Raw genomic sequence first — 11,739 nt, 5'->3', positions numbered from 1 at the left:
TTCAGGGCGCCTCCGGCGGCCTGGTAGCCGGTGGATGCGACCTGATCGAGCGTGACGGCGTCTTCCATCTGATCGCCACGTGCGAGGTTCCCGAGGCCGAGACGTACGAGCCGGACGGCTTCATCGGCGTGGACCTCGGCATCGTCAACATCGCCACCGCCGGGGTTCCGCGCTAGATCATGCTGAACAAGGGTGGGGGACCGACCCCGGCCGGTCCCCCACGGCCGCATCCGGAGTAACGTCGGTCGCGGCGGTGACAGCGCGGTCGGCGTGTTTGTCGCCCCATGACGTGTTGACCAGCGAAAGGCATGGGTGTGACCGACATCGAACGGGTCGGAGTCGTCGGGTGCGGCCAGATGGGGGCGGGTATCGCGGAGGTGTGCGCGCGGGCCGGACTCGAGGTGAAGGTCGCGGAGACCACCGGCGAGGCACTGGAGCTGGGACGGAGCCGGCTGGTCCATTCGCTTGACAAGGCCACCGGGCGGGGAAAGATCACCGCTGAGCAGCGGGAGGCCACGCTTGCCCGGCTCACCTTCACCACCGACCTCGGGGAGTTCGCCGACCGCGATCTGGTGATCGAGGCCGTCGTGGAGAGCGAGCCGGTGAAGACCGAGATCTTCCAGGTGCTCGACCAGGTGGTCACCCGTCCCGACGCGATCCTGGCCTCCAACACCTCCTCCATCCCGCTGGTGAAGCTGGCAGTGGCCACCACCAGGCCGGGGCAGGTGATCGGCATCCACTTCTTCAACCCGGCCCAGGTGCAGCGGCTCGTGGAGATCATCCCCGCGCTGACCACCTCGGAGGAGACCGTCGGGCGGGCCGAGGCCGTGGTCACCGGGATACTGGGCAAGCACGCCATCCGGGCACAGGACCGCTCAGGCTTCGTGGTGAACGCTCTGCTCATTCCGTACGTGCTGTCCGCCGTGCGGATGTTCGAGTCCGGCGCCGCCAGCCGGGAGGACATCGACAACGGCATGGAGCTGGGCTGTGCCCACCCCATGGGGCCGCTCAAGCTCGCCGACCTGATCGGCCTGGACACCGTGGCCTCGGTGGCGGACTCGATGTACGAAGAATTCAAGGAACCCCTGTACGCCGCTCCGCCGCTGCTGCTGCGGATGGTCGCCGCCGGCCACCTGGGGCGCAAGTCCGGCGCCGGCTTCTACTCCTACCTCTGATCCCGGTGCCCTCGGCCTCCCCGCGCGGTTCTCCGCGGGGAGGCGGGCCCGGAAAGGCCCCGCGCACCGGCGGATGACAGACGGTCGCGCGGTGCTCAGGAGGCCCGCTTGCGCCCGCCGGACTTCTCGGCGGCCGTCTTCTTCCGGGCGGGCTTGCCCCCTTCCTTCCGCTCCTCCTTCCGGCCGGCCTCCTTCTTCGCCGCCGGCCGCTTCCTGCGGGCCGGGGCGGTCTTCGTCTCGGTCTTCTTGGCGGTCTTCCGTCTGCCGCCGGCCCCTGCGGCCGGTTTGCCGTTCTGCCGCTCCAAGGAGGTCACCGTCGCCTCCTCGCCCTCGGCCCCCGTCTCGGCTCCGGCCCCCTCGCCGCGGCTCTCCCTGGCGGTGCGGACGCTGTCCTCCAGGGCCGCCATCAAGTCGATGACCCGGCCTCCCGCCGGCCGCTCCCCCGGCATCTCGGGCTCCCGTCCCGCCAGCTTGGCCCTCACCAGCGACTCCAGTGCGGTGCGGTACTCGTCGTGGAGCTCCTCGAGATTCACCTCTCCCAGGGAGTTCATCAGGGTGTCGGCCAGATCCAGCTCGGCATCCCGCACGGTGACCTTTTCGTCCGGCTCCAGACCCGCCGCGGGCCGGATCTCGTCGGGCCACAGCAGGGTGTGCATGCCGAGGACGTCCCCCTCCAGGGCACGCAGGAGAGCCAGCGTTTCCCGTCCCCGCATCGCGAGCTTGGCGATGGCTCCCCTGTCACCTCGCCTCAGGGCCTCACGCAGCAGCACGTAGGGCTTGGCCGCTCCGGTGTCCGGGGCCAGGTAGTAGGAACGGTCCAGCTGGTAGGGGTCGATGCTGCCGACCGGCAGGAAGCCGAGGATCTCGATGGTCCGGGCGGTGGGCAGCGGCAGCGAGGCGAAGTCGGCGTCCGTCAGCTGGACCAGCGAGCCGTCCGCGGCCTCGTACGCCTTTCCGATCTCCTCGCTGGGCACCTCCTCGCCCTCCAGCTCGCACACCTTGCGGTAGCGGATCCTCCCCTCGTCGGCGGTGTGGACCTGCCGGAAGGACACGCTGTGGTTCTCCGTGGCACCCACGACCTTGACGGGAATGCTCACCAGGCCGAATGAAATCGCACCCTTCCATATGGTTCGCATCATTTGCCCCTTTCATGCATTCTCAGGGTATGCCTGTCATCGAGGTGGAAGGGCGCCGGCTGACCCTCAGCAATCTGGAGAAGGTGATCTATCCGGGAGGCACGACCAAGGGCGAGCTGCTGCACTACTACGCCGCCAACGCGGGCGCCCTGCTGCCCCACCTCCGCGATCGCCCGCTGAGTCTTCTGCGCTACCCCGACGGGCCGCGGGGCCAGGTGTTCTTCACCAAGAACGTTCCGCCAGGTACCCCCGGTTGGGTGAACACCTGCATGGTTCCGCACTCCGACGGCAGCACCACGGCGCAGATTCTGGTGCAGGACGCGCCGAGCCTGGTGTGGGCGGCCAACCTGGTCGTGGAGCTCCACACCCCGCAGTGGCCGTGCCGCTCCCCCGGGGAGGCCGACCGGCTGGTGCTCGATCTCGATCCGGGCCCGCCGGCCGGAATCGTCGAGTGCTGCGAGGTCGCGATGTGGCTGCGCGAGGTGCTGGCCGCCGATGGCCTCCATGCCTATCCCAAGACTTCCGGGGCCAAGGGCCTGCATCTGCTCGTCCCGCTCGAACCGGCCGGTTCCCGGGAGGTCACCGAGTACGCCAGGGCACTGGCGGTCCGGGCCGCGCGGGAGCTGCCGGGGCTGGCCATCGCGACGATGACCCGCCGGCTGCGTCCGGGAAAGGTGTTCATCGACTTCAGCCAGAACGCCCGGGCCAAGACCACGGCAGCTCCCTACACCGCGAGGGCGCGGGCCTCCCCGGTCGTCTCCACGCCCGTGACGTGGGAGGAGATCGGGCGGTGCGAGAACCCGGAGCAGCTGCGCTTCGAGATCGAGCACGTAGCCGCGCGGCTGGAGGCCCATGGCGACCTGCTGGCGGGGCTGCTGGACCGTGAGCGGGCCCGGCCGCTCCCGGCGCCGCGGTGAGCGCGCTGCGGCCACCGGTGCGAGTGGCCCTGGCCCGCACCGTGCGCACCCTGCCCACGCGCGGGGATCTGGCCTACGAGCCGAAGTTCGACGGACACCGAATGGTGGCCTTCCGGACCGGCTCCGGTGTACTGCTCCAGGCACGCTCCGGCCGCCTGGTCACCGACAGTTTCCCCGACCTCGCGACGGCCGTGGAACGGCTGCCGGAGGGAACCGTGCTGGACGGTGAGGCGGTGGTGTGGACGCGGGCCGGGCGCACCGACTTCGCCGCCGTGCAGCGCCGGGCGGCGGCCGGCCGGGTACGGGCGGCCGGGCTGGCCCGAGAGCTGCCCGCCTCCTACGCCGTGTTCGACCTGCTGGCGCTGGGGCGCGAGGACCTCCGGCGGCTGCCGCTGCGGGAGCGCCGCGCTCGGCTGACCGCGCTGCTCGAACAGCTCGGACCACCGGTGCAGGCCGTGCCGCAGACACTTGATCCCCACGTGGCGAGGGCCTGGTACGACTCGTTGCCGCCCACCGGCGTGGAGGGACTGGTGATCAAACGCCTGGACCAGCCCTACCGGGCCGGCCGTGGTGAGTGGCGCAAACTCCGCCACAGCGAGACCCGGGAGGCCGCGGTGGTGGGGACAGTGGGCCCGGCGTTCCGGCCCCGGGCGCTGGCGCTGGTCCTGCCGGACGACGACACACCGGTGATCTCCGCCCCGCTGGCCCCGGCCCAGCGCGCGGAGATCGCCTCGGCCCTCGCCGGGCCGGCCGCGCCGGATCCCGCCACCGCCCTGGCCGGCGACGGCACGGTCTACCGGCCGGTGCCGTCCGGGCTGACCGTGGAAGTGCTGCGCAGCACCACCCGCCACGCGGAAACCGTCGTCACCCGGCTGCGCCGGCCCGAGTGACCGCCCGCGCCCGGCGCGGGAACACCACCTCACAGGGAAGCGGCCGGGACGGGACCGGCGGATGTCGTCGGTCCCCTCCCGGCCGCCCGCCGGCCGAGCCTTTCAGGCGCCGCGCAGCACCGCGCCGCTGCGCTCGACGGCGGCAGCGACGGCCGCGTCCCGCGCCGCCGACGCCTCCTCGGCGGTGAGTGTGCGGTCCGCGGCACGGAAGCGCAGAGCGTACGCGAGCGACTTCTTGCCCTCCCCGACCTGCTCACCGGTGAAGACGTCGAAGAGCCGCAGCGACTCCAGCAGTTCCCCGGCGCCGGAACGCAGCGCCGCCTCGACCCGGGCGGCGGGTACCGCCGCGTCCACCACCAGGGCGACATCCTGGGTCGCCACCGGGAAGGAGGACACGTGCGGTGCGCTCACTCCTCCGGCACCCGCCCTGGCGAGCAGGTCGAGATCGGCCTCCATCGCGCAGGTCCGCTCGGGCAGCCCCATGGCTTTGATCACCCTCGGGTGCAGCTCCCCGGCGTGCCCCACCAGGGTCCGCTCACCGTCCACGGAGGCGTACAGGGCCGCGCACCGCCCGGGGTGCCACGGCGCGTGGCGGTCCGCGGCGACCGAAAGCTCCGCACCCGCCTCCCGGGCGACAGCGCGGGCGGCCTCCACCGCGTCCGCCCATCCCGCGGCGCGGCCCTGCCCCCACCAGCCGGACAGCTCGCGGGCCCCGGCGAGCACCACCGCGACCCGGCGCGGCTGCCGGGGCAGCGCGGCATCCAGCGCGGCGATCTCCTCGTCGGACGGACGGCGGTCGACCGGGAGCCGGACGGCCTCCGGCTCCTCTCCTGTCGGCCGGAACACCAGACCCGTCTCGAACAGTGCCAGGTCGGTGCTGCCCCGTCCGTGATTGCGGCGCAGCGCGGCCAGCAGCCCGGGCAGCAGCGTGGTCCGCAGCGCGGGCTCTTCGTCGGAGAGCGGGTTGACCAGCGTCACGGTGCGACGGCGGTCGTCGTCCGCGGGCAGTCCCAGCTGTTCCAGGGCGGCCTGCCCGAGGAACGGGTAGTTCGGGGCCTCCACGTAGCCGGCGCCGGCCAGTGCCCTGCCCACCCGGCGGAGCAGCCGCTGCCGGCCGGTCAGCCCGCGGCCGGCGGGCGGCCGGGGCAGCGTGGAGGGGAGCGTCTCGTACCCCTCCAGCCGGATGACCTCCTCGGCCAGGTCGTTGGGGGCGGCGAGGTCGGGACGCCAGCTCGGCACGGTGACGATCAGCTCGTCAGTACCGTAGACGTCGCAGCCCACCTGCTGGAGCCGGCGCGCCACGGCCTCGCGCCCGTAGGTCACACCGGCGACCCGGTCGGGGTGGTCGGCGCGCATCCGCACCGTCCGCGGGGTGACGGGGGCGGCGATCTGCGTGACGCCGGGTTCGGCGGTGCCGCCGGCCAGCAGCACCAGCAGGTCGACCGCCCGCTGCCGGGCCGCTTCGGCGGCCTCCGGGTCGCCGCCGAGCACGAAGCGCCGCGACGCCTCGGAGGACAGCCTGTGGCGGCGGGCGGCCCGGGCGATGGCGACCGGGTCGAAGTGCGCCGCCTCCACGACGATGTCGGTCGTGCCCCCCGGCTCGCCGATTCCCTGCTCCGCGGCGGCATCGGCGATCTCGGTGTCGGCACCGCCCATCACCCCGGCCAGGCCGACCGGCCCATTGCGGTCGGTGATGACCAGGTCCTCCGGATCGAGGGTGCGCTCGGTGCCGTCCAGGGTGGTCAGCTTCTCCCCGCGCTCGGCCCTGCGGACCCCGATGGGTCCTTCCAGCCGGGCCCGGTCATAGGCATGCAGCGGCTGGCCGAGCTCCAGCATCACGTAGTTGGTGATGTCCACGGCAAGGGAGATGGGGCGCATGCCGGCCTTCTGCAGCCTTCGCTGGAGCCACAGCGGGGAGCTCGTCCCGGGGCGCACCCCGGTGACGGTGCGGGCCACGAAACGGTCACAGGCGGCCCGGTCGGTCACCTCGACGGGGAAACCGTCCGTGTTCGGCGCCGGGACATCCAGCAGCGCCGGGTCACGCAGCGGCAGGCCGTAGGCGATCGCCGTCTCGCGGGCGATGCCGCGCATCGACAGTGCGTAGCCCCGGTCGGGGGTGACCGCGATGTCCAGGACCTCGTCGACGATCTCCAGCAGGCCGATGGCGTCGGTGCCCGGTGCGTGCTCGGCGGGCAGGACGATGATGCCGCTGTGGTCGTCGCCCATGCCGAGCTCGGCGGCCGAGCAGATCATCCCCTCGGAGACCCTGCCGTAGGTCTTCCGCGCGGTGATCTTGAAGTCACCGGGCAGGACTCCGCCGGGCAGTACTACGACTACCTTGTCACCCACGGCGAAGTTGGTGGCCCCGCAGATGATGTTCTGCGGCTCGCCGGTGCCGTTGGCGTCCCCGACGTCCACCTGGCAGTAGCGGATGGGCTTCTTGAACTCCGAGAGCTCCTCGATGGCCAGGACCTTGCCGACGACCAGCGGACCGGACAGTCCTCTGCCCAGTTGCTCAACGGTCTCCACCTCCAGCCCGGCGTCGATCAGCTTCGCGGCCACGTCCCGGCCGGTCTCACCGGCCGGGAGGTCGACGTATTCCCGCAGCCAGGAAAGCGGGGCGCGCATCAGATCTCCATCCCGAAGGGCCGGGTGAACCGGACGTCACCCTCGACCATGTCTCGCATGTCCTCGACGTTGTGGCGGAACATCAGCATCCGTTCGATGCCGAACCCGAAGGCGAAGCCGCTGTACCGCTCCGGGTCCACACCGCAGGCGGTGAGCACCCGCGGGTTGACCATGCCGCAGCCGCCCAGCTCGATCCACCCCTCGCTGGAGCAGGTCCGGCAGGGCCGGTCGGGGTTGCCGACGGACGCGCCGCGGCACTTGTAGCAGAGCATGTCCATCTCGGCGGACGGCTCGGTGAAGGGGAAGTAGTTCGGGCGCAGCCGGGTGCGCATGTCCTCGCCGAAGAGCGCCTGCACCATGTGGTCCATGGTGCCCTTGAGGTCGGCCATGGTCAGGCCCTCGTCGACCGCCAGCAGCTCCACCTGGTGGAAGACCGGGGTGTGGGTGGCGTCCAGCTCGTCGGTGCGGAAGACGCGCCCCGGACAGATCACGTACACCGGCAGCTCGCGGCCGAGCAGGGAGCGGATCTGCACCGGCGAGGTGTGGGTGCGCAGCACCACACCGGAATCCTCCTGCTCGCGGCCCCGCACGAAGAAGGTGTCCTGCATCGTGCGCGCCGGGTGGTCCGGGGCGATGTTGAGGGCGTCGAAGTTGAACCACTCGGCCTCCACCTCGGGCCCTTCGGCCACCTCGTACCCCATGGCCACGAAGATGTCCTCGATCCGCTCGGAGAGCGTGGTCAGGGGGTGCCGGGCTCCGGAGGGCACCCGGTCGTGGGGCAGCGTGACATCCACCGCCTCCTCGACCAGGACCCGCTCGTCACGCTCGGCCTCCAGCTCTTCCTGGCGGGACCGCAGCGCCCGGCTGACCGCGCCGCGCGCCTGGCCGACGCGTTTGCCGGCCTCCGCCCGGGCCTGCGGCGGCAGCGCCCCGATCTCCCTGTTGGCCAGGGCCAGCGGGGAGCGGTCGCCCGCGTGGGCGGCCTTCACCTCGCGCAGTTCCGGCAGGCTACTCGCCGCGGCGACAGCCGCCAGGGCCTCGTCCCGCGCCCGGTCGATCTCTTCCGGTTTCAGTGCCTCGACCTCGACTGGGTCGTAGGACTTGTTGGGTGCCGACATCTCTTCCCGTACTTCCGATGGGGGTGGCTTCACGCTGTGCCCGCGACGTGGCGCAAAGGCGCCAGGGGTCGAGTCTACGGGGACGAGCGCGCGGGTCAGGACCGGTGGCGCCCGCGGAACCGCTCAGGCCAGGACGGCCGGGGTGCCCGCGGGCAGGATAAATCGGAAGCGCGCCCCGCCTGCCGGTGCGCGGCTCACGGTGACGGTCCCCCCGTGGGCCTCCACGATGCCCTTGACGATGTAGAGGCCCAGGCCGGTGCCGCCGCGCGAACTGCCGCGCCAGAAGCGCGTGAAGACCCGGTGCATCGCCTCCTCGGGGATGCCGGGTCCTTCGTCGCTCACCGTCACGGCGGTTCCCTCCGGGCGGTTCTTCGTCGGCGGAACGGGGCCCACCTCAATGGTGACAGTTCCCTCGCCGTGCCGCACCGCGTTTTCCAGCAGGTTGCCGAGCACCTGGTCCATCTTGTCGGGGTCCGCCCACAGCACGGGGAGCGTACCGGCCGTCCGCAGGGCGAAACGGTCCGCCCGGTGCCCCCCGCGCACCAGGGTCTGCACGTGGCGGCGGACCGCCTCGTCGAGCCGGACCGGCTGGCGGCGGATCTCCAGCCGCCCGGAGTCGATCCGGGAGACGTCCAGCAGGTCGGTGATCAGGCGGGTGACGCGGTCGGCATCGCTGTCGACCGTCTGCAGCATCAGCCGCTTCTGGTCGTCGGTGAACCGCTCCCAGCGGTTCAGCAGGGTTGCGGTGAAGCCCTTCACCGAGGTCAGCGGGGAGCGCAGTTCGTGGGCGACCGTGGCGATGAGCTCGGCGTTGCTGCGCTCCGAACGCTGCCGGGCGTCCGTGCCCCGCAGCGTGATCACCAGGCGGCGCACCGGGCCGGCCGGGCGGGAGCGGACGTAGCGGGCGGAGACCAGCACCTCGCGGCCCCCGGGCAGCAGCAGGTTGCGCTCCGGCTGGCCCCCGCGCGTGGCCAGTCCGCGGTAGGGGTCCGTCAGCCGCCACCAGGGCCGGCCGTCGGAGTCCTCCAGGGGCAGAGCACGGTCCACCGGGCGTCCCAGGGCCGCGGAGGGCCGCCGTCCGGTGAGCCGTGCGGCCTCGGCGTTGAAACAGATGACGCGCCCCAGCCGGTCGGCCACCACCAGGCCGTCGGGCAGGTCGTCGGGCCGCAGCCCGAGCTCCACGGCACTGTCCGTCCGGTCCATCCCCGCTCGCCCCCTCCACCGCCCGGCGACGGTCACCCTACTAGGATCCGGCCCGCCCCGGACTCCCCTCGCGGGCCGGGGGCACGGGATCCGGCCGTCTCCGGGGCAGGCCGGTCATCCGTCCCGGTCACCCGCCCGGCACCCGCCCGGAGCACGCTGGGCGCGGGCCGAGGCGTAGAGGCACACCGCCGCGGCGGTGGCCAGATTGAGGCTCTCGGCTCTCCCGTGGAGAGGCACCCGCACCACGGCATCAGCCAGTTCCCGCGTCGCCTCCGGCAGTCCCCATGCCTCGTTGCCGAAGATCCATGCGGTGGGAGCGCCCATCCGACCGGCGTCCAGTTCCCCGTCCAGGTCGCGGCGGCCCGCACCATCGGCGGCCAGTACCCGGACGCCCGCCGCGGCCAGGCCGCGCACGGCCTCCTCGACGGGCACGCCGACGGCGACCGGGAGATGAAAGAGACTGCCGGCCGAGGCACGGACCGCCTTCGGGTTGTACAGGTCGACCGACGCGTCGGTGAGCAGCACCGCGTCCGCCCCGGCGGCGTCCGCGCAGCGCAGCACCGTGCCGGCGTTGCCCGGGTCGCGGACGTGGGCGAGGACCGCCACCAGCCGAGGGCGGGCGGCGAGGATCTCCTCCAGCGGCCGGTCCAGGAAACGGCAGACCCCGACCAGGCCCTGGGGAGTGACCGTCCCGGAGAGGCCGGCGACCACGTCGTCGGCGGCGGTGTGCACCAGGACCCCGGCCGATGAGGCTGCCTCCAGCAGGTCCGCGTGGCGGACGGCGGCCTCCGCGGTCGCGAACAGTTCGGTGAGGGTGCTCTGACCGCCCGTGCGGTGTGCGGCGGCCTCGCGGACGGCCTGCGGGCCCTCGGCCAGAAAGCGGCGCTCCTTGGCCCGGGCGCTGCGACGGGCGAGCTTCCGGGCGGCGACGACGCGCGGCGAGCGCTGGGAGGTCAGATCGACGGCAGGGCCCATGGGGCGGCGGCTCGCTTCCGGTTCGTTCGTGGGGCGGGAGCACAGCGGCGGACCCGCAGGCGGCGGGCGCCTGCGGGTCCGGTGTGATGCGGTGGGACGACGCCCGGGGAGGGCGGTCGTCGGGGGGCGATGCCGTGTCAGGCGGCCTTCGGCGCGTTCACGTCGCTGGGCAGCGCCTTCTGGGCCGCCTCGACCAGCGCGCTGAAGGCGTTCGGGTCGTTGACCGCGAGCTCCGCCAGCATCTTCCGGTCCACCTCGATCTGGGCGGCCTTCAGTCCCTGGATGAACCGGTTGTACGTCACGCCGTTGGCGCGGGCGGCGGCATTGATCCGCTGGATCCACAGCTGCCGGAAGTCGCCCTTGCGCTTCTTGCGGTCGTTGTAGTTGTAGACGAAGGAGTGGGTGACCTGCTCCTTGGCCTTCCGGTACAGACGCGAGCGCTGGCCGCGGTAGCCGCTGGCCTGCTCGAGGATCGCCCGGCGCTTCTTGTGGGCGTTGACCGCCCGCTTCACGCGTGCCACTGGTTGAACTCCTTGTCGGGGGGCCGTGGATCGGTCACACGGCCCGGAAACGGATGGGTCCCGGTATCACGCCGCGCCCGCGGACCGTCAGGTCACGCGGGACGTCGGCGTCACTTGCCGAGAAGCTTCTTGATCCTCTTGGCGTCGGCCGGAGCCGTCTCCGTGGTACCGGCCAGACGACGGGTCAGCGTCGACGGCTTGTGCTCCAGGTAGTGACGGCGACCGGCGCGCTGGCGCAGCACCTTTCCGGAGCCAGTGATCTTGAAGCGCTTGCTGGCACCGCTGTGCGTCTTGTTCTTCGGCATGTCGCCGTAACTCTCCTCATCGGTGGCGCCTCCGGGCCCAGCGGGGGCGGCGGGGGCGCCAAGTCTCGGTTGTCGTCCGGGCTGCGGCCCCGGCCTCAGGCCGGAGCGTTGCCCTGCTGCTCCGCCTTGCGGGCGGCCTTGGCCTCACGGGCCTCGGCCATCGCCTCGGTCTTCTTCTTGTGCGGACCGAGAACCATGATCATGTTCCGGCCGTCCTGCTTGGGGTTGGACTCCACGAAGCCCAGATCCTGAACGTCCTCGGCGAGCCGCTGCAGCAGCCGGAAGCCCAGCTCGGGGCGGGACTGCTCACGACCGCGGAACATGATCGTGATCTTGACCTTGTCACCCTGCTTGAGGAACCGGACGACGTGACCCTTCTTGGTGTCGTAGTCGTGCGGGTCGATCTTCGGCCGGAGCTTCATCTCCTTGATGACCGTGTGCGCCTGGTTCTTGCGCGCCTCACGGGCCTTCATGGCCGACTCGTATTTGAACTTTCCGTAGTCCATGAGCTTGCACACCGGAGGCCGCGCGTTGGCGGCGACCTCGACCAGGTCGAGGTCGTACTCCTGGGCGAGCTCCAGGGCCTTGGCAAGCGGCACGATGCCGACCTGCTCGCCACTGGGACCGACGAGTCGCACCTCGGGGACGCGAATCCGGTCGTTGATGCGGGGCTCGGCGCTGATGGGGCCTCCTCGGGTACACCGCGCGGTTGACTGGCGGACAGCCGCGCACGAAATCTGCAGACGGTCGACCCCCGCGCCCTGACGCACGAAACGCCCCGGACGGGGTCGCAGGCGGGGCTCCTCATGGACCGGGAGCACCGCCGCGGTCTCCCGCGGGGCGCAGCCTGACCGGTGACCAGCCGGCCGCA

11 protein-coding genes are annotated in these 11,739 nt (G+C 72.2%); 3 read left to right on the top strand and 8 right to left on the bottom strand.

All coding sequences use genetic code 11. The features are described from left to right. Window positions 1-314 precede the first annotated feature (314 nt). Window positions 315-1,175, top strand: coding sequence for a 3-hydroxybutyryl-CoA dehydrogenase (locus ABD299_RS24535; RefSeq protein ID WP_344266838.1), 861 nt, complete (start codon window positions 315-317; stop codon window positions 1,173-1,175). Window positions 1,176-1,270: 95 nt separating this feature from the next. On the opposite strand, the gene ku is transcribed toward ABD299_RS24535, so the two are convergent. Further along, window positions 1,271-2,311, bottom strand: a complete 1,041-nt coding sequence (gene ku / locus ABD299_RS24530; protein WP_344266835.1) for a non-homologous end joining protein Ku — start codon at window positions 2,309-2,311, stop codon at window positions 1,271-1,273. A gap of 29 nt (window positions 2,312-2,340) precedes the next feature. On the opposite strand from ku, the gene ligD reads away from it, so the two are divergent. Both ligD and ABD299_RS24520 read left to right on the top strand, forming a co-directional pair. Then, the gene (ligD, locus tag ABD299_RS24525) at window positions 2,341-3,228 is read left to right on the top strand and encodes a non-homologous end-joining DNA ligase (RefSeq protein ID WP_344266832.1); all 888 of its coding nucleotides are present in this window, start codon (window positions 2,341-2,343) and stop codon (window positions 3,226-3,228) included. Beyond that, window positions 3,225-4,118, top strand: a complete 894-nt coding sequence (locus ABD299_RS24520; RefSeq protein WP_425581419.1) for an ATP-dependent DNA ligase — start codon at window positions 3,225-3,227, stop codon at window positions 4,116-4,118. The genes ligD and ABD299_RS24520 overlap by 4 nt, the downstream gene beginning before the upstream one ends. 102 nt (window positions 4,119-4,220) lie before the next feature. Here ABD299_RS24520 and pheT read toward each other — a convergent pair whose 3' ends face one another. The 7 genes from pheT to infC form a co-directional block, all read right to left on the bottom strand. Next, window positions 4,221-6,746, bottom strand: a complete 2,526-nt coding sequence (gene pheT / locus ABD299_RS24515) for a phenylalanine--tRNA ligase subunit beta (RefSeq protein ID WP_344266829.1) — start codon at window positions 6,744-6,746, stop codon at window positions 4,221-4,223. Then, entirely contained in the window at window positions 6,746-7,864 is a 1,119-nt protein-coding gene (gene pheS / locus ABD299_RS24510; RefSeq protein ID WP_344266826.1) for a phenylalanine--tRNA ligase subunit alpha, read from the bottom strand. Before pheS ends, pheT begins: the two co-directional genes overlap by 1 nt. Before the next feature lie 123 nt (window positions 7,865-7,987). Then, window positions 7,988-9,067, bottom strand: coding sequence for a sensor histidine kinase (locus ABD299_RS24505; protein ID WP_344266823.1), 1,080 nt, complete (start codon window positions 9,065-9,067; stop codon window positions 7,988-7,990). Window positions 9,068-9,181: 114 nt separating this feature from the next. After that, entirely contained in the window at window positions 9,182-10,042 is an 861-nt protein-coding gene (locus tag ABD299_RS24500) for a TrmH family RNA methyltransferase (RefSeq protein WP_344266821.1), read from the bottom strand. A 137-nt stretch (window positions 10,043-10,179) separates the two neighbouring features. Then, entirely contained in the window at window positions 10,180-10,563 is a 384-nt protein-coding gene (gene rplT, locus ABD299_RS24495) for a 50S ribosomal protein L20 (protein WP_344266819.1), read from the bottom strand. A gap of 110 nt (window positions 10,564-10,673) precedes the next feature. Further along, on the bottom strand, window positions 10,674-10,868 hold the full coding sequence (rpmI, locus tag ABD299_RS24490; protein ID WP_344266817.1) for a 50S ribosomal protein L35: 195 nt from the start codon (window positions 10,866-10,868) through the stop codon (window positions 10,674-10,676). A gap of 95 nt (window positions 10,869-10,963) precedes the next feature. Beyond that, window positions 10,964-11,605 carry a translation initiation factor IF-3 gene (gene infC / locus ABD299_RS24485; RefSeq protein ID WP_344266850.1) on the bottom strand — a complete coding sequence of 214 codons (642 nt, stop codon included), beginning with the start codon at window positions 11,603-11,605 and terminating at the stop codon, window positions 10,964-10,966. Window positions 11,606-11,739 lie beyond the last annotated feature (134 nt).

This window comes from Streptomyces sodiiphilus (genome assembly GCF_039529215.1).
GTDB classification, from domain to species: domain Bacteria; phylum Actinomycetota; class Actinomycetes; order Streptomycetales; family Streptomycetaceae; genus Streptomyces; species Streptomyces sodiiphilus.
Note: the sequence above shows the minus strand (reverse complement) of the source record. Positions and strands in the feature narration are given on the sequence as shown.

Bases quoted from the DNA above. Each gene is read 5' to 3' on its own strand.
- ABD299_RS24500 (WP_344266821.1), bottom strand. From the start codon at position 10,042: ATGGGCCCTGCCGTCGATCTGACCTCCCAGCGCTCGCCGCGCGTCGTC.
- ku (WP_344266835.1), bottom strand. From the start codon at position 2,311: ATGCGAACCATATGGAAGGGTGCGATTTCATTCGGCCTGGTGAGCATT.
- rpmI (WP_344266817.1), bottom strand. From the start codon at position 10,868: ATGCCGAAGAACAAGACGCACAGCGGTGCCAGCAAGCGCTTCAAGATC.
- ABD299_RS24505 (WP_344266823.1), bottom strand. From the start codon at position 9,067: ATGGACCGGACGGACAGTGCCGTGGAGCTCGGGCTGCGGCCCGACGAC.
- pheS (WP_344266826.1), bottom strand. From the start codon at position 7,864: ATGTCGGCACCCAACAAGTCCTACGACCCAGTCGAGGTCGAGGCACTG.
- pheT (WP_344266829.1), bottom strand. From the start codon at position 6,746: ATGCGCGCCCCGCTTTCCTGGCTGCGGGAATACGTCGACCTCCCGGCC.
- ligD (WP_344266832.1), top strand. From the start codon at position 2,341: ATGCCTGTCATCGAGGTGGAAGGGCGCCGGCTGACCCTCAGCAATCTG.